This window comes from Bacillus sp. 3a (genome assembly GCF_017161885.1).
Lineage (GTDB): Bacteria > Bacillota > Bacilli > Bacillales > Bacillaceae > Bacillus > Bacillus safensis.
Genome location: NZ_CP067376.1, coordinates 1,582,700 through 1,600,821, shown reverse-complemented (window position 1 = coordinate 1,600,821; position 18,122 = coordinate 1,582,700). Strand labels below are relative to the sequence as shown.

Annotated in this window: 15 protein-coding genes; 1 reads left to right on the top strand and 14 read right to left on the bottom strand. The window is 41.7% G+C overall.

All coding sequences use genetic code 11. From position 1 onward, the window contains the following. Nucleotides 1-96: 96 nt before the first annotated feature. From JJ692_RS08020 to JJ692_RS07970, 11 genes are all read right to left on the bottom strand, one after another. A complete protein-coding gene (locus tag JJ692_RS08020; RefSeq protein WP_024425707.1) occupies nucleotides 97-1,119 on the bottom strand; it encodes a glyceraldehyde-3-phosphate dehydrogenase in 1,023 nt (340 codons plus the stop codon). 172 nt (nucleotides 1,120-1,291) lie between these two features. Beyond that, on the bottom strand, nucleotides 1,292-1,897 hold the full coding sequence (coaE, locus tag JJ692_RS08015) for a dephospho-CoA kinase (RefSeq protein WP_206534392.1): 606 nt from the start codon (nucleotides 1,895-1,897) through the stop codon (nucleotides 1,292-1,294). A 13-nt stretch (nucleotides 1,898-1,910) separates the two neighbouring features. After that, nucleotides 1,911-2,543, bottom strand: coding sequence for a sporulation membrane protein YtaF (gene ytaF, locus JJ692_RS08010; protein WP_024425705.1), 633 nt, complete (start codon nucleotides 2,541-2,543; stop codon nucleotides 1,911-1,913). A 174-nt stretch (nucleotides 2,544-2,717) separates the two neighbouring features. Beyond that, nucleotides 2,718-3,551: a DNA-formamidopyrimidine glycosylase gene (gene mutM / locus JJ692_RS08005; RefSeq protein ID WP_024426140.1), complete on the bottom strand. Its 834-nt coding sequence runs from the start codon at nucleotides 3,549-3,551 to the stop codon at nucleotides 2,718-2,720. 26 nt (nucleotides 3,552-3,577) lie between these two features. After that, the gene (gene polA / locus JJ692_RS08000; RefSeq protein WP_024424786.1) at nucleotides 3,578-6,217 is read right to left on the bottom strand and encodes a DNA polymerase I; all 2,640 of its coding nucleotides are present in this window, start codon (nucleotides 6,215-6,217) and stop codon (nucleotides 3,578-3,580) included. A gap of 254 nt (nucleotides 6,218-6,471) precedes the next feature. After that, the gene (pnpS, locus tag JJ692_RS07995; protein WP_206534391.1) at nucleotides 6,472-8,214 is read right to left on the bottom strand and encodes a two-component system histidine kinase PnpS; all 1,743 of its coding nucleotides are present in this window, start codon (nucleotides 8,212-8,214) and stop codon (nucleotides 6,472-6,474) included. Then, on the bottom strand, nucleotides 8,207-8,935 hold the full coding sequence (locus tag JJ692_RS07990) for a response regulator transcription factor (protein WP_024426141.1): 729 nt from the start codon (nucleotides 8,933-8,935) through the stop codon (nucleotides 8,207-8,209). Before JJ692_RS07990 ends, pnpS begins: the two co-directional genes overlap by 8 nt. A gap of 185 nt (nucleotides 8,936-9,120) precedes the next feature. After that, nucleotides 9,121-10,059 (bottom strand): malate dehydrogenase, encoded by a 939-nt coding sequence (mdh, locus tag JJ692_RS07985; protein ID WP_008356047.1) that lies wholly within the window; start codon nucleotides 10,057-10,059, stop codon nucleotides 9,121-9,123. Between the two features lie 34 nt (nucleotides 10,060-10,093). After that, a complete protein-coding gene (icd, locus tag JJ692_RS07980) occupies nucleotides 10,094-11,365 on the bottom strand; it encodes an NADP-dependent isocitrate dehydrogenase (protein ID WP_024424789.1) in 1,272 nt (423 codons plus the stop codon). A gap of 148 nt (nucleotides 11,366-11,513) precedes the next feature. After that, entirely contained in the window at nucleotides 11,514-12,632 is a 1,119-nt protein-coding gene (citZ, locus tag JJ692_RS07975) for a citrate synthase (RefSeq protein ID WP_024424790.1), read from the bottom strand. Between the two features lie 376 nt (nucleotides 12,633-13,008). Next, nucleotides 13,009-13,473, bottom strand: a complete 465-nt coding sequence (locus JJ692_RS07970) for a DUF441 domain-containing protein (RefSeq protein ID WP_024424791.1) — start codon at nucleotides 13,471-13,473, stop codon at nucleotides 13,009-13,011. A gap of 100 nt (nucleotides 13,474-13,573) precedes the next feature. Between JJ692_RS07970 and ytvI the strand changes: the two genes are divergently transcribed. After that, a complete protein-coding gene (gene ytvI / locus JJ692_RS07965; protein WP_024424792.1) occupies nucleotides 13,574-14,692 on the top strand; it encodes a sporulation integral membrane protein YtvI in 1,119 nt (372 codons plus the stop codon). Nucleotides 14,693-14,718: 26 nt separating this feature from the next. Here ytvI and JJ692_RS07960 read toward each other — a convergent pair whose 3' ends face one another. The 3 genes from JJ692_RS07960 to pfkA form a co-directional block, all read right to left on the bottom strand. Then, entirely contained in the window at nucleotides 14,719-15,108 is a 390-nt protein-coding gene (locus tag JJ692_RS07960; protein ID WP_024424793.1) for an FxsA family protein, read from the bottom strand. A gap of 99 nt (nucleotides 15,109-15,207) precedes the next feature. Further along, a complete protein-coding gene (gene pyk, locus JJ692_RS07955; protein WP_024426143.1) occupies nucleotides 15,208-16,968 on the bottom strand; it encodes a pyruvate kinase in 1,761 nt (586 codons plus the stop codon). A 27-nt stretch (nucleotides 16,969-16,995) separates the two neighbouring features. Beyond that, a complete protein-coding gene (gene pfkA / locus JJ692_RS07950; RefSeq protein ID WP_024424794.1) occupies nucleotides 16,996-17,955 on the bottom strand; it encodes a 6-phosphofructokinase in 960 nt (319 codons plus the stop codon). Nucleotides 17,956-18,122 lie beyond the last annotated feature (167 nt).

Genomic DNA, 18,122 nt, shown 5'->3' with positions numbered 1-18,122 from the left:
GAAAAATAGTATACTTTGTTTAGACCCATTTTGCAAGCTGTGTTTTTAGTGGGATTTTCTCTCATTTCTTGAAAAGGGACGATCGTCTTCTTCATTTCAAACAGCAGACAGCTCTTTCATCTGTGCGCCGACAAACTTTACAAGGTCAACCACTCGGCATGAATAACCCCATTCATTGTCATACCATGCAAGAACTTTCACTTTTCTCCCTTCCATTACCATCGTTGTCAGTCCATCAACGACTGCTGAATAAGGATTTGTGTTAAAGTCCGTAGAAACAAGCGGCTCATCTGTGTAATCTAAAATACCGGCAAGAGATGTTTTAGATGCATTCGAGAAGGCTGCATTGACTTCTTCGGCTGTCACATCTTTTTTCAAGTCAACGACAAGATCAACCATCGACACATTGGAAACTGGTACGCGAAGTGCAAGTCCATGTAATTTCCCTTTCATGTGCGGAAGCACTAAAGAAAGCGCTTTAGCGGCACCCGTCGTAGTTGGAATAATGGACTGAGCACATGCTCTCGCCCGGCGCAGATCCTTATGCGGGTTATCGATATTTTTTTGATCATTTGTATAAGCATGAACCGTTGTCATTAAACCATTGTCGATGCCAAATTCATCATCTAACAGTTTCACAACTGGTGCTAAACAGTTTGTTGTACAAGATGCGTTTGAAATAATGACGTGCTTTTCAGGATCAAGATCATCCTCATTGACACCCATCACAATCGTAATGTCTTCATTTTTGCCTGGAGCTGTTAGAACGACTTTTTTCGCTCCGGCATCTATATGGCCCATCGCTTGATCTTTTGAATTAAATTTACCTGTTGCTTCAATGACGATATCAATCCCAAGCTCTCCCCATGGAAGCTGCTTTGGATCTCTATTATTAAGCAAAAGAACTCTTTTGCCATTCACAATCAAGGCGTCATCTTCTGCTGTCACATCACATTCGTAACGTCCATGATTTGTATCATATTTAATTAAATGTGCTAGCGTTTCGGCAGGATAGCTTGCGTTCACCGCTACAATTTGAATTTGATCATCAAGCATTGCTTTTCTGAAGACCATGCGTCCAATTCTGCCAAACCCATTGATCGCTGCTTTTACCTTCATGAACAGGTCACTCCTCTATTATGTGTTATACTCAATAAATTTATTTATGAAATTAGTATATCACATTAGAATGTAATTGCCAGTATATAAACGTATATTTTCTAAAAAGGGCTGTTCTTTTCAAAGGAAATCAGAATAAAGCATAAAAAAAGAAGAGTACGTGTATGTACTCTTACTTATCTGTATGTTCCCATTCATTTAATATGTTCTGCAATTGCTTTCTAATAAACGCGAGATCTTGTGTGTTCTCTATCACGCGGTCTGCTTTTTTACATTTCTCCTCAAGAGGCTGCTGAGAGTGTATTCGATTCAGCGCTTCTTCCTCGTCGAGGTCATTTCGATTCATGAGCCGCGACAGCTGCAATTCAGGCGTTGTATACACCACAATGATGCGGTCGACGAGACTTTCCAGCTGACTTTCAAATAAAAGCGGGATATCGAGGACAACGAAGGTTTCCTTCTGACTAACCCCTTCATCTCGCTGTTTGAGCATTTCTTTTCTCACTTCAGGATGAACAATCGCATTCAGCTGCTTTCTTTTCTCTTCATCAGAAAAAATGATGGCTCCAAGCTGCTGCCGGTTCAGCTCCCCATTTGGCAGGAGAACATCCTCACCAAAGGCTTGAACGATTTGTTGAAGAGCTGGTGTACCTTTAGCAACCGCTTCTTTTGCAATGACATCTGCGTCCACGACCCTGATGCCCTGCTCTTTTATCATTTGCGAGACGGTGCTTTTTCCACTAGCAATCCCGCCTGTTAATCCAATGACAAGCGTCAATTGATTTCCTCCTTTACAGCTTCCACACCCCAATTAAAATGAGCAGAAGCCCTGGTAAGCATGCAAGTTTATCGATCCAGCGCCAATTGGCCAAGTAATGCCCGGCACGGAGCCCGATACACACAAAGAGTGAGCTCATCACGGCCACAGTGATACTCATGACAATTGGAGAAAAGCCTAGAATCGCAGCGCCAATCCCTGCGCCAAATGCATCAATGGATAAAGCAATCCCAAGAAGCACCGCTTCTATTCCATTGATCGTCCCAGAACGGTCAATATCAGCACTTGTCGGCTTTCGCAAAATTTGAATAACAAGACCAAGCGATTGCACTTCCACATTGAGCAATGTCTTTTCATGAAGAAGCAAATCACGCTCTTTCGCTGGTTTGTAAAATTGATAAAGGACCCAAAGTCCAATGGCGATTAAAATGCCTCCACCAAGTTTATCTGTCACTGAGACAGGGAGGAATGTCGTCAGCAGGCTGCCAATCAGCATGGAAATGAGCAGCACAATCCCTGAACAGCATGCAATAATGACAATCGCTTTAAATGGAATCTTCATTTTACGAAGGCCATACGTAAAGCCTACAGAAAAGCTGTCAATACTGACTGCAATAGCTAAAAACAGGAGCGAAATCGAAATCATACCTGAACTCTTCCTTTCTGTTCATGCAACGATGATCAAGAGTCTCTGGGCGTCCTTAGACTCTTCTTCACTATATGAAGAGCAGGTGGGCTGTGTGTCAGTCTACACCTTGCTGAAAAATGAATGTTTTTTATCGTATGCACAGCAAAAAGGAAGCATGCTGATGGCTGATTTTTATTGAGGACGTTTTTGACAGGTCACACAAAAATGAGTGCCGCGCCCTCCGACTACTGTTTTCTCAATGATGCTTCCGCATGTTTGACAAGGCTCTCCCCGCCGGTCATACACAAGAAGCTGCAGCTGAAATGTGCCAATATCACCTTGTGAATTGATATATGATCGAATCGTGCTGCCTCCTGCATCTACCGCTACTTGAAGTGTATCGATAATATGCCTGTGGAGCACTTTACACGATTCAAGGCTGAGCTGATTCGCTTTTGTTTCTGGATGAATGCCTGCTTTAAACAAAACCTCATCTACATAAATATTACCTAGTCCCACGACAATCTTTTGATCAAGCAGCGCTGTTTTGACCACACGGGATGTTTTTTTCAATTGCTCCCATAAATATTCCGGAGTGAATTGATCATCAAAAGGCTCATACCCCAGCTGTGAAAGCGGGAGTTCCTTTTCTTCTTCACCCGGCTGAAATAAATGCATCGTGCCAAATTTACGCACATCATGATACCGAAGCTCAGTACCGTCTGTAAACGTAAAGACGACGTGGACATGTTTATCGTATGGCTCATGCGCTTCATGTACACGGTATTTCCCTTCCATCCTTAAATGGGAGACCATCACGTAATGGTCTAAATGAAAGAGAAGAAACTTTCCTCTTCTTTCAATGGTTTGTATCGTTTCTCCTACCATCCTTCTTGCGAACTCTTCCGGCTCCCCAGGACGTTTGATGATATTTGGCCATTTAATATCGACCGTTTCAATCGTTTTTCCTTCGACTAACCGCTTGAGTGTGCGCCGGACGGTTTCAACTTCTGGTAATTCCGGCATGCTCCTCGCTCCTTTTTCTCTCTCTATTATTTTGCGTCGTACCAAGATGGGCCTGAAGCAAAATCAACTTTTAGCGGCACATCTAGCTGAAGTGCATTTTCCATGACTTCAGGGACAATTTTTTCAAGTATGGCAATTTCTTCTTTCGGTGCTTCAAAGATCAATTCATCGTGCACCTGTAATAAAAGATTTGCCTGCAAGTTTTCTTCTTTTAACTTTCGCGCCATATCAATCATGGCTTTTTTAATAATATCAGCTGCACTTCCTTGGATCGGTGTGTTCATGGCTGTTCGTTCGGCAAAGCTTTTGATATTAAAATTACGGCTTGTGATATCCGGGATATACCTTCTGCGTTTGAGAAGCGTCGTGACATATCCTTTTTGTTTCGCTTCCTGCACGATCTCTTCCATATAGGTTTTCACGCCTTTAAAGCTTGTTAAATAGCGTTCGATAAAGGCAGCTGCTTCTTTTCTTGTGATCCCAAGGTTTTGAGATAATCCATAGTCACTGATTCCATATACAATTCCGAAGTTGACTGCCTTGGCTTGTCTTCTCATAGAGGAAGTCACTTCTTCTTCTGAGACATGGAACACGTCCATCGCTGTCTTTGTGTGAATATCCATATCTTGCGTAAACGCTTCGATCAAATTCTCGTCCTGAGAAATATGAGCGAGTACACGCAGCTCAATTTGAGAATAGTCAGCAGCAAACATGAGCCAGCCTTCTTTTGAAGGGACGAATGCTTGACGAATCTTTCGTCCTTCCTCTAAACGAATCGGGATATTTTGCAAGTTGGGATCTGTTGAGCTTAATCTTCCTGTTTGCGTGAGCGCTTGATTAAATCGTGTATGCACTTTATGGGTATCCTTGCGCGTTACTTTCATTAAGCCTTCCACATAGGTCGATTGGAGCTTTCCAATTTGGCGGTAATGCAGAATGGACCGAATGATCTCGTGCTTATCTTCAAGCTTTTCAAGAACATCCGCAGATGTCGAATAGCCCGTCTTTGTCTTTTTAATAATCGGCAGGCCTAATTTTTCAAAAAGAATCACGCCAAGCTGTTTAGGAGAATTGATATTAAACGTTTCACCTGCTAAGCGGTGAATGGTTTCTTCATATTCTTTCAGCTTTTTCGTTAACTCTTCACCCATCTTTTCTAGGCGCTCAATATCTACCTTTACGCCAAGGGATTCCATTTCACCTAAGATGAGGGCAAGCGGCAGCTCTAAGTCTTCATATAGTTCATGCTGATCATTTTTTTCTAGCGCTTCAAGTGTTAAATCATGCAGAGCAGAGATCGCCGCTGCTTTTCGCCCAAGATGTTCCTTCAGTTCATCTTCAGGTGGAATCGCCTGCTTTGCTCCTTTTCCGTACACTTTTTCATCAGAAAGAGCGATGTTAAGACCGTATTCCTTCGCCACACTTGCGACGTCCTCATACGATTTCTGAGGGTTGACGACATAGGAAGCGAGCAGAACATCGTTATCGACACCTTTTAGATCGACATCATGCCATCTGAGGGCGACAACTGCTCTTTTTGAATCAAAGACCCATTTCTTCTTCGTTTCATCCTGTACCCATTGTTTAAATGCATCTGATTGAAGTGCATCTTCTTTCGTGATAAAAAACGCACCATTTTCATTATGGATCGCAAAACCAATCAAATCTGCTTCATGATAATTATCTCCAAGCTGTTCTACCACAAGGGCGGCATGATCTGTCAGCATCTCATCCGTTACTTCGGTCATTTTTTTCACTTCTAATGCTTCTACTTCGACCTGTTCACCTGTTTCTGGTGCTTCTCCTAGACGTTCTAGCAGCGTTTGAAAGCCTAGTTCTTTATAAAGAGAGATCACTTGATCCATATGAGGACCTTCATATGCGAGATCCTTGCTTGATACATCAATTGGCGCTTCTACAAGAATCGTTGCGAGTTTTTTACTCATCACTGCCTGCTCTTTATATTCTTCAAGCTTTTCTTTGAGTTTTTTCCCGCTGACTTCGTCAATATGTTCAAGCAGGTTTTCAACCGTTTCAAACTGCTTTAACAATTTAATCGCTGTTTTTTCACCTACACCTGGCACCCCTGGGATATTATCTGAGGAATCTCCCATCAAACCTTTCATATCGATGATTTGATCTGGGCGCAGGCCATATTTCTCTTCAATATGAGCCGGTGTGTAATATTCTACTTCTGTAATGCCTTTTTTCGTAATTGCTACCGTCGTATGGTCTGTTGAGAGCTGCGTTAAGTCCTTATCTCCTGAGAAAATTTTGACTTCAAAGCCGTCTTTTTCTGCCTCCACAGCCAATGTCCCAATAATATCGTCTGCCTCGTATTGAGGAAGCTCGTATCTTTTCACCTGATAGGCATCTAATAGTTCACGGATAAACGGCATTTGTTCTGATAGCTCTGGCGGCGTTTTTTGTCTTCCGCCTTTATATTCTTTAAATGTCTCGTGGCGGAACGTTGTTTTTCCCGCATCAAATGCGACAAGCATATGGGTTGGCTTCTCGTCCTCGAGCATCTTCATTAAGATCATCGCAAAGCCATAAATGGCATTTGTATGGACGCCTTTATCATTTGATAATAGCGGCAATGCAAAAAAGGCTCGATATGCGAGACTGTTTCCATCCACTAGTACTAATTTCTTTTTGTCTGTCATGTTTTAATCCTCCATCGGCTGAGCCATTTCAGCCGTCTCTTTCACACATTGTATCATCATTTTATCAAAGTTTATTTTGAAAAGAAAATAGTCGAACCTGCATAAAAAAAGGGACGAAAACAACAAGTGTTTTCGTCCTTACAAAATTGGCTCCTTGGATGAAGGGGTTCCTATTCATCCTACCAATGATTGTTTAACTAAACATGAATCCATTGTAAAGATCATGTAAATTTTAACGTGACTTTCCTTTTTTCCTATTTTGATTTCAGGCTCACTGTAAAAGTCGTTCCTTTGCCTTGTTTGCTATGGACCGAAATCGTCCCTTCATGCGCCTCCACAAGGTGTTTGACAATGGCAAGACCAAGTCCTGTACCGCCTGAATTTCTACTTCTATCTTTATCAATTCGATAAAATCTCTCAAATATTCTTGGAATCTCGCTTTTCTTCATGCCGATTCCTGTATCTGCTACATCAAATTCATAGGCGCCTTTCCGCGGTCTTGCTGAAATGGTGACACTCCCTCCCTCTGGTGTATAGGTAAGGGCATTGTTCACGAGATTGAGGAAGATTTGCTTTAACCTCAGCGGATCTGCCATCACATAGACAGGCTCTTTCGGGATTCGCACTTGTAATTGAATGCCTTTTTCTGCGGCCTTTTGTTTTAAAAGGACTTCAATCTCTTGAATGATTTCTGTCGCATTGGCGTCTTGAATATTCAGTTTGAAATGCTGCTGCTCGATTTTGGAAAGATCGAGTAAATCTTGAATAAGAGTTTCGAGACGGACACTCTCTTTTAGAATGATGGAAAGGAATTGTGTCAGCGCTTCTTTGTCATCAATCGCTCCATCAAGAAGAGTTTCGGAGAATCCTTTAATCGACGTAATCGGTGTCTTTAATTCGTGAGACACATTGGCGACAAAATCTTTTCGCATCTGCTCCAGCTGCTTTGTTTCTGTCACGTCATGAAATACAAGGACAATTCCTTTCCATTCATCGTCTGTACTTAAAATGGGAACACCATCCACCTGGAAGTAGCGCCGTTCAATGTCAACGGCCAGGCGTAAAAACTTCCGCACCTTCGTTTCTGTCATGAAAATTTCGTCAATCAGCTCAATAATTTCTTCATGAGTAAATGCTTCATGGTACAGCTTGTGCATGTAAATGTGCTTTTGCACTTTAAACTGCTTGCGGAAGGTTCGATTGACTAGGTTGATATATCCCATCTTATCAATCAAAATAATTCCTGCACCGATGTTTTCAATGACTGTTTGCAGACGGTCCCGCTGCATTTCCCCAGTGCTAGTCATTTCTTGAAGGCTTTCTGCCAGGCGCTTCATTGATGTATTAAGCTCACTTGTTTCGATGATGAGCTCTTCATAATGATTGGTATCATAGTTCCCGCGTTCCAGCTGTTTGGCTACCTTTGTGGCATAATCTATCGGTTTTACATATTTCATCGACATGCGGTATCCAAAGAAAACGATAATAATAATCGCCGAGCCAAGACAAACGGCTAATGCGAGCCAAAGCTGGCCGTCAATTTCATTTAAAGGCTGGAATGACGCATGGAGAAATAAATAGCCCACCGGTTTGTTTTGTTTCAGGATAGGGACTGCGTAATGAAACAGCGCATCCTTCTCATCCTCAATGACGACGCCTTTTGTTTGAAGGCGTTCATTGTTCAGTGTGTTTTGAATGATGCCCATTTGCTCCGCTTGACCCGTTGTATGTATGATATTCCCCTTCAGGTCCACAATTGACGCATTCATATCGAGATGCTGCTTTGCCTGATTGAGGATCTCCTTGTTTTGCTTCGCCTGCAGATCATCACCATCCATGGAAGAAAGAAGAAAGCTCGATTCATTTTCCATTCGTTCCGTTAATTTTGTTTCATAAAAAACATGGAACATGTGATCCAAAAAAAGGCCAAGTGCAACAAACACAATAAAAAGGAGAAAAATAAGTCCCGAAAACAGACGGGTTCTAATTTTACTCATTTGGCTTTGGCTCCTCCAATTTGTAGCCTAATCCGCGAATGGTTTTAATGTATGTTGGTTTTTTCGTATTCTTTTCAATTTTGTCCCGCAAGTGGCTGATATGTACATCCACAATACGAGTGTCACCTGCAAAGTCATAATTCCAAACGGCACTTAGCAGCAGATCACGTGTGAGGACACGTCCTTTATGCTTGGCCAAATAAAGCAGCAGTTCAAATTCCTTCGGCGTAAGCTCTAGGCGTTCTTCTTGGAAGTAGACTTCGTAGTGTTCTGGTAAAATGCGCAGTTCACCAATTTTGATTTGGTCTGCAATGACCTCTTCCTTCTCCTCTTGCGCGGGGACAGGCTGAGATTGCTGCGCTCTTCTCAAGATGGCTTTTACCCGAGCACCCACTTCTCTAGGACTAAATGGCTTTGTCATGTAATCATCGGCTCCAAGCTCAAGACCGAGCACCTTATCAAATTCATCGTCCTTTGCTGTCAGCATTAAAATAGGGAACATCATTTTTTGAATTCTCAGTTGTTTACACACTTCAATGCCGTCCATCTTCGGAAGCATTAAATCTAATACAATGAGATCAGGCTGTTCACTTGCTGCTTTTTCAAGCGCTTCTTCCCCATCTCTTGCTGTGACGACATCATAGCCCGCCCTTTCAAGGTTATAGCTTAGAAGTGTTACAATCGATTCTTCATCATCCACAACTAATATTTTTTTATTCATGTTGTGCCTCCAATTAGTGATTTCCCCTGCATCCGTTTTTTTGTATCTTATGTGAAAAGCGAGAAGTCATGCTTTCTCTTTCATTTTAACGAAAGCTTAACAAGAGGACAATTTAAAATTTCGACAAGATTTGTTTTGTAAACAAAAAGAAGGCCCCTCATAAGAGAAGCCTTCTTTTTTTCATATTAAGACAATACTTTCATGACGTTCTTAACAGATTCAACAGAACGGTCAAGCTGACTTCTTTCTTCTTCTGTCAACTCAAGCTCAATGATCTGCTCAAGGCCGTTTCCACCTACGATTGTTGGTACTCCAAGGTAAATGCCTTCGTAGCCATATTCACCTTCAAGGTATGCAATCGTTGGGATGACGCGGCGCTGATCTTTTAGAATCGCCTCAACCATTTCTACTAGTGAAGCAGCAGGTGCATAATAGGCACTACCGTTACCTAATAGGTTTACGATTTCGCCGCCGCCTTTTCTTGTTCTTTCAACAATCGCATCAATTCGATCTTTTGGAATCAATGTTTCAAGCGGGATACCGCCAGCATAAGAGTAACGAACAAGCGGAACCATGTCATCGCCATGTCCACCAAGGACAAAGCCCGTCACATCTTTGACAGATAGGTTTAATTCTTGAGCAACAAATGTACGGAAACGTGCTGTATCAAGAATGCCCGATTGTCCAATGACTTTTTCTTTTGGTAATCCTGATTCTTTATAAACTGCATATGTCATTGCATCAACAGGGTTTGTTAACACAACAATAATGGCTTCTGGAGAATATTTAACGATTTCGCGTGTCACGCTGCGCATGATTTTTTCATTTGTGGACACGAGATCGTCACGGCTCATTCCCGGCTTTCTTGCAATTCCTGCCGTAATGACCACGACATCAGAACCGGCTGTATCTTCGTAGTTAGAAGTGCCTGTAATGTTCGCATCGAAGCCTTGAACAGGGCTTGCTTCCAGCATATCAAGTGCTTTCCCTTTTGTTGGGTTTTCAAGCTGCGGGATATCAACTAATACGACATCCGCTAATTCTTTTTGAGCTGTTAGAAATGCTGTAGTTGCTCCAGTAAAACCTGCTCCGATGACAGATACTTTTTTACGCTTGTTTGCCATTTCCTTTTTCCCCTTTAACTTTAAAGTTTAAGAATCAAGACAAGTTTTTGATGAGCTCGTCAGCAAACTCAGAACATTTTACTTCTGTTGCGCCATCCATTAATCTAGCAAAATCGTACGTGACAACTTTAGATGCAATTGTTTTTTCAACAGATTGAATCACTAGATCAGCTGCTTCCTGCCAGCCAAGGTGCTCAAGTAAAAGCACACCTGATAGAAGAACAGAAGATGGATTCACTTTATCAAGACCAGCATATTTTGGTGCTGTTCCGTGAGTCGCTTCAAAAATAGCGTGTCCTGTTTCGTAGTTGATGTTCGCACCAGGTGCGATACCAATTCCACCAACTTGTGCTGCAAGTGCATCAGAGATGTAATCTCCATTTAAGTTCATTGTAGCCACAACATCGAACTCAGCTGGACGAGTTAGGATTTGTTGAAGGAAAATATCTGCAATGCTGTCTTTGACAATGATTTTGCCAGCAGCTTCTGCTTCACTTTGCGCTTTGTTTGCCGCATCTTTTCCATCTTGTTCTACAATACGATCATATTGTGCCCATGTAAAGACCTTGTCGCCAAACTCTTTTTCAGCCACTTCGTAGCCCCAGTTTTTGAAGGCACCTTCTGTAAATTTCATGATGTTTCCTTTGTGAACAAGCGTCACAGATTTACGGCCTTGGTCAATTGCATATTGGATAGCCGCTCTGACAAGACGGGATGTACCCTCTTCAGAAACTGGCTTGATTCCGATACCTGACGTTTCTGGGAAACGGATTTTGTTCACACCTAATTCGTTTTTCAAGAAGTCAATTAACTTCTTCACTTCGTCTGAACCTTTTGCATACTCGATACCTGCATAGATATCTTCTGTGTTCTCACGGAAGATCACCATATCTGTGTCTTCTGGACGTTTCACAGGAGAAGGTACGCCTTTGAACCATCGAACTGGACGTAAGCATGTGAATAAATCAAGCTCTTGTCTAAGTGCCACGTTTAATGAACGGATTCCTCCGCCAATTGGTGTTGTTAGTGGTCCTTTAATCGCGATTAAGTATTCACGAATGTCTTCAAGCGTTTGCTCAGGAAGCCACTCTCCAGTTTTATTGTAAGCTTTCTCACCTGCATATACTTCTTTCCAAGTGATTTGCTTTTCACCTTTATATGCTTTTTCTACAGCTGCTTCAAGTACTCTTGATGCTGCTTTCCAAATGTCAGGACCGATTCCGTCCCCTTCGATAAACGGGATAATTGGATTATTTGGTACATTCAATACGCCGCCAGTAACTGTAATTTTTTCGCCTTGTGACAATGATATTACCTCCCAGGTTATGTAGTGAATATTTGAAACTTCTTGGCTTGATGTCTGCAAGCAAAAAAGTTTTTCACGTGATTCGTTTTTTTGTTGATATGGAGGCTGATTGGCCTTTTGAAATCAGCCCCCGCTTATTCTATAAACATTAGTCTCTTTCACTGATCGGAACAAAGGTTTGAAGATCAGGTCCAATGTAGTCAGCTCTTGGACGGATGAGACGGTTGTTGTCATATTGCTCTAGAATGTGAGCAATCCATCCAGAGAATCGGCTGATCACGAAAATTGGTGTAAACAAGTCATGATCAATCCCAAGACTGTGATATACAGATGCAGAATAAAAATCAACATTTGGTGGAAGATTTTTCTCTGATGTCACGATTTCCTCTGCGCGAACAGACATTTCATACCATTTCGGCTCGCCAGTGAGGTTTGTTAAACGCTGGCTCATTTCTTTTAGATGCTTTGCACGCGGGTCACCTTGACGGTATACGCGGTGGCCAAAGCCCATAATTTTTTCTTTCTTCTCTAGCTTACCATGAATATAGGAATCTACGTTTTCAACTTCGCCAATTTCTGAAAGCATTTTCATCACGCCTTCATTAGCGCCGCCATGAAGCGGTCCTTTTAGCGCACCGATAGCCGCTGTTACACCAGAGTAGATATCTGATAGTGTAGCAACACATACACGTGCTGTAAATGTCGATGCGTTTAATTCATGATCCGCATGTAGAATAAGTGCCTTATCAATGGCTTCAATTTCTACTGGTGACGGCTCTTCGCCATTTAGCATATACAAGAAGTTTGCAGCATAGCTGTATTCTTCTTTTGGCTGTACAGGCTCAAGTCCCTTGCGAATACGTGAAAATGCAGCGACTAGTCCAGAAATTTTCGCCTGTAAGCGAATCGCCTTTCTGTAATTCGCTTCTTTGTCCATAATCTCTGATTCGTCATCGAGTAAACCTAGTAAGGATACTGCTGTACGAATCGCAGACATTGGATGAACCCCATCGAGCGAATAAGATTTAAAATGCTCAATGATTTCTTGCGGAATCTGAGCATTTTCATTGAGCTGCTGTTTTAATTCACTCAGCTCCTGCTCATTCGGCAGCTTTAAGTGCCATAACAGGTAGACAATTTCTTCGAATGTAGCTTTTTCAGTTAAATCATCGATATTGTACCCTACATAAGTAAGAGTATCATCAATAATTGAGCTTACGGATGAAGTTGTTGCCACGATACCTTCAAGACCTCTTGTTGCTGTCATGTTCAATCTCCCCTTTTTAAAAAGATTCCCCTTCGTTGCAGAATTCTCACTTTTTGAAAGCGCTATCCAATCCGAATAAGATAACAGGCTCAGAAAAGAAAATGCTTACATTTACCTATACGGTTAGAGCGCTTTAAGCCTCATATCTCTTGTATGATCAATGAGTTCAAAATTAAGCCTATTCCCATTATAAACAATAATCAGACATTTGTTAAATGTTTAACTATAATTTTTTTTGATATTTTTTTTTCCAGTCTCCCATATCAGGCATGGAATAAAGGGATTTTGCTTCTTTTAATATATTTAATTATGTTTTTTTGCAAAAGCTCACGCAAGAAAAAATTTAAAAAAGAAAGTGGCAGGAACCACTCTCTTTTCACCCGCTGAAAAATTTCACAGCCTGCATCGCCAAATAAGCGATTCCTGCCCCGATGAGCGGCCCAACAGCCACACCTTTAAATAAGCTGACTGCCAAAATGGTACCAAACACAAGCGCTGCCGTAATATGCGGATCATTTTCGAGTAGCACAATCCCGTTTTTTGCAATTAATGCTACTAATATACCCGCTCCAAGAGCTATCCAAGCATAGGAAGATTTCATCGCTTCTCCAAGCTGCTTAAATCCAATGTCACCTGTTGCAATCGGGACCAGCACAGCAATGGTAATGACAGTGACTCCCCAATTAATGCCTTTAGATTGGAGAACCGGGAAAATTTTTTGATCCAGGCCAATCAGCTTAATCGCGATCAGCACAGAGACCGCTACAATTAACGAATTGTTTTTTGCAATAAGTGCAATAACGAGTAAAAGTACCAAAAATAAATTTGCTTGAGTAAACATACGCCGCTCCTTTCTTTCTTTTTATTGCGACCTTTTCATATTACTAATCTTTTTGAATAAAATGAAGTATCGGACATGCTTGTTTTTTGGAGGGGATTGTGTGAATCACGCCTATGTGGCCATTTTTCTGCGAAGTTTGATGATGATCAGCATTGCTGTTTTTGCGGTTGTCTTTTTATATCAGTCTTTTCCGTTTTTATATCCTTTTTGGATCGCCCTTATTGTGTCTTGTTTGATTCATCCTGCCGTATGCAAAATCGAAGAGATCACCGGAATGCCGAGAGGATTTGTTGTGGTCATTGTGCTCTTGCTCTTTTTAGTTGCAGCTGCCGGCTTAATGACGCTTTTAGTTGCGGAAATCATTTCAGGAAGTGCTTATTTGGCAAAAGTGCTGCCTGGCCATCTTGATCAAATGATTGGTATTGTAGAGCAATTTTTCACAGACAAGATTCTGCCTTTATATCATGATATGACGGCCCAATTTAATACGCTTCAAGCAGGTCAAAAGGAATCGATTTTGGGACAAATTCAAGCACTCGGTGATGAAGCGGCCGCAAAAATCGGGACTTTTCTTTCGAAAACACTCGAGCTTATTCCAGCGTTTTTAGGTCTTTTGCCTGATGCAGCAGCCACTCTGTTATTTTCTGCTCTCGCAACTTTTTTTATCACGAAGGATTGGTTTACGTTAAAAACATATGGCTCACGTATCTTTCCCGCAAAATGGATGCAGCATACACGCGCCATTTTATCTGAAATCAAAAAAGCCATTACTGGCTTTATGAAAGCCCAGCTCCTGCTTGTGGCCATGACGATTGGTATTGTATTGATTGGACTCATCATTTTAAAAGTTGAGCACGCCCTTGTGATTGCTTTATGTATTGGGCTCGTCGATTTACTTCCATATATCGGGAGCGGTACTGTTTTTCTACCGTGGATCATTTATTCTGCTATGACAGGAAATCTTTCCCTCGCCATTGGACTGGGCATTTTGTATATTGTCGTCCTCATTCAAAGACAAATATCAGAGCCAAAAGTCTTAAGCAAATCCATCGGACTTAATCCTTTAGCAACGCTTGTAGCGCTATTTGTCGGGTTAAAATGGTTTGGTTTCTTAGGACTTGTGATTGGCCCTGCCTCACTTGTCGTGTGGCAGGCGTTCCGTAATGCAGGAGTTTTCAGAGATATTTATGAGTACATTCGGTATGGCATGCAAAAATAAAAGAGACCTTCAGCCTGAAGGTCTCTTTAACGAATGATCGTGTAGCGGTTACGATTAGACATGTTTCTAAGCCAGCGTTCAAAGAGCGGCTTGATTCCCTTTCTCGTCACCGGAATGAGCAGCAAAGCCCCAATGAGATCCGATAAGAAGCCTGGTATGAGCAGCAGCAGACCGCCGATTAGAATGCAAAAACCATCGACAATCGCTCCCCCTGGCATCTTTCCATATTGCAAATCTCGCTGCACTTTTTGGAAGGCTTCTATACCTTGTTTTCTTGCAAAATAAGCACCTAAGGCACTTGTCAGCACGATGAGCAGCATCGTTGGCAAAATGCCAATAATTTTACTTGAGATTAAAAATAAACTAATTTCCACCGCAGGGAACAGAATTAATAATAGTAGAAAATATTTCTTCAACCATATCACCTCATGGGGTATCTTTCATCGAAAGCTGTTTACTTTTTTTAGTGTAACATAAAAAAAGAGAGGAGTCAGACAACTCCCCTCTTGGATGATTTAAAGGACGCTCGCACGGCCTTTGTAGATCGCTCCGCGTGCTGGATCTACTGTAATCTCTTCGCCTTCTTTTAAAAGTGTCGTGGCGCTGTCAAGACCAACAATCACTGGAATGCCGAGGCTTAGTCCAACAACTGCTGCATGGCTTGTTAAACCGCCTTCTTCTGTGATAAGGGCAGATGCTTTTTCTAAAGCTCCCATCATATCACGATCTGTGCAGTTTGCAACTAGGATCGCACCATCGTACATTTTTTCTTCTGCTTCTTTTCCGCTTTGTGCAATGACAACCGGTCCAAATGCAGATTTACGGCCAATCCCTTGACCTTTCGCAATAATGTCACCGACAACATATACTTTCATTAAGTTCGTCGTACCTGTTTCACCAACTGGCACACCGGCTGTAATCACAATTAAATCGCCGTGTCTTACATAGCCTGTTTCAATAGACTTCTCTACTGCATTCTCAAGCATTTCATCAGTAGACGTCGTTTTTGAGCCGCTCTTTGCAAATACACCGAATACAAGAGATAGCTTTCTCGCAACTGATTCGTTTGCAGTAACTGCTACGATTGGTGCTTTTGGTCTATATTTTGAAATCATTCTTGCTGTATGTCCGCTTTCCGTCGGTGTCACAATCGCTGCTACATCAAGCTTCATTGCTGTATGTGCAACAGATTGACCGATCGCGTCTGTAATACTGACTTCTACTTCTTCGCTTCTGCGAGAAAGAATGGCTTTATAATTTAGTGCTTCTTCTGAACGTGATGCAATGTTATGCATTGTTTGTACGGCTTCTACTGGATATGTTCCTGCTGCTGTTTCACCAGAAAGCATAATCGCATCTGTACCGTCAAAAATAGCATTTGCCACGTCACTTGCTTCCGCACGAGTTGGACGAGGGTTACGCTGCATGCTGTCCAGCATTTGAGTCGCTGTGATGACAGGCTTGCCTAAGCGATTGCATTTTTTGATCAGCATTTTTTGAACAAGCGGTACTTCTTCTGCCGGGATCTCTACACCAAGATCTCCACGCGCAACCATTAAACCGTCAGATACCTCAAGGATCTCGTCGATGTTATCAACACCCTCTTGGTTTTCAATCTTAGGAATGATTTGAATATCAGTCGCATTGTTCTTTTCAAGAAGCTCACGAATTTCAAGAACATCAGAAGCTCGTCTCACAAAAGAAGCTGCGATGAAATCGACGCCTTGTTCAATTCCAAACAGAATATCATTGGCATCCTTTTCTGTAATACCAGGCAGGTTTACACTGACACCAGGTATGTTGACACCTTTTTTGTTTTTGAGTGTGCCTGTATTCATGACTTTTGTGACGATTTCTTTGCGGTCCTTGTTAATTTCTTTTACTTCTAAACCAATCAGACCATCATCTAATAGAATCGTTGAACCTACTTCTACATCATGAATTAAATCTTCGTATGTCACACTAATTTTTTCCGTATTTCCAACAATGTCTTCCATACTCACGATAAGATCAGCACCAGCGACTAGCTCAATTGAGCCGTTTTCAACTGTACGTGTACGGATCTCTGGACCTTTTGTATCTAGAAGGATCGCAATGTCCTTGCCTAATGTTTTACCTGCTTTACGTATGTTTTCAATGCGTGCACCATGCTCTTCAAAATCTCCATGGGAGAAGTTTAGTCTGGCTACATTCATTCCTGCTTCAATCAATTCAGTCAGCTTTTCAATGCTTTCACTTGCTGGACCGATTGTACAAACGATTTTTGTCTTTCTCATTACTGTTCCTCCTAAGGTCTTCTCGTTTTATATAGAGAGCTCTTGTGAAAGTCGGTACATATTTTTATCGACTGTATGTTTTTTATCTAAGATTTCTAAAATATCGTGATGAACGAGTTCATTGCTTTGAATGCCTACACAGCGTCCGCCTTGTCCTTCAAGAAGAAGCTCGACTGCATATGCTCCTAAACGGCTTGCCAGTACACGGTCAAACGCACTCGGAGAACCTCCGCGCTGAATATGCCCTAAGACAGATACACGTGTTTCAAGGCTTGTCTCCTCTTCAATCCGCTTACCAAATTCAACACCGCTGCCTACGCCTTCTGCAACGATGATGATACTATGCTTCTTGCCGCGTTCGTGACCTCTTCTTAACCTAGCAATAATTTCGTCCATGTCATAGTCTGCTTCAGGAATCAAAATAGATTCGGCTCCGCCCGCAAGACCTGACCAAAGGGCAATATCACCAGCATGTCTTCCCATTACTTCCACTACGTATGTACGTTCATGAGATGTGGCTGTATCACGAATTTTATCAATGGCATCAATGACAGTATTCAGTGCTGTATCAAAGCCAATAGTAAAATCAGTACCTGGAATATCGTTGTCAATCGTGCCTGGAACACCTACACATGGAAAACCGAGCTCTGTTAATTTCTTTGCTCCCATAAATGACCCGTCTCCACCAATGACTACAAGTCCTTCAATACCGAATTTTTTTAAGTTTTCAATTCCCTTTTCACGACCTTCAACTGTCTTGAATTCAGGACATCTTGCCGTGTAAAGTTTTGTTCCTCCACGATGAATGATATCGCCTACTGAACCTATTTCGAGTTTCTCAATTTTACCGTTAATTAGACCTGAGTATCCATTATAAATACCGTAAACTTCAACATTATGGTAAATTGCTTTCCTTACAACTGCGCGCACAGCTGCATTCATTCCTGGGGAATCCCCACCGCTTGTTAAAACTCCTATACGCTTCATCTTTTTCACCTCAGAGACCATATATGAATTAAACATACCATTTCCACTGCTTGAAAACAATCATGAGCAAATTTGGATGTTTTCAATACGAATTTCTAAAACCGTACTTATTATACAATTAAATAAACCGTTTTTAAACAAAAGTTAAGAACGTAATGAAAGCAAAT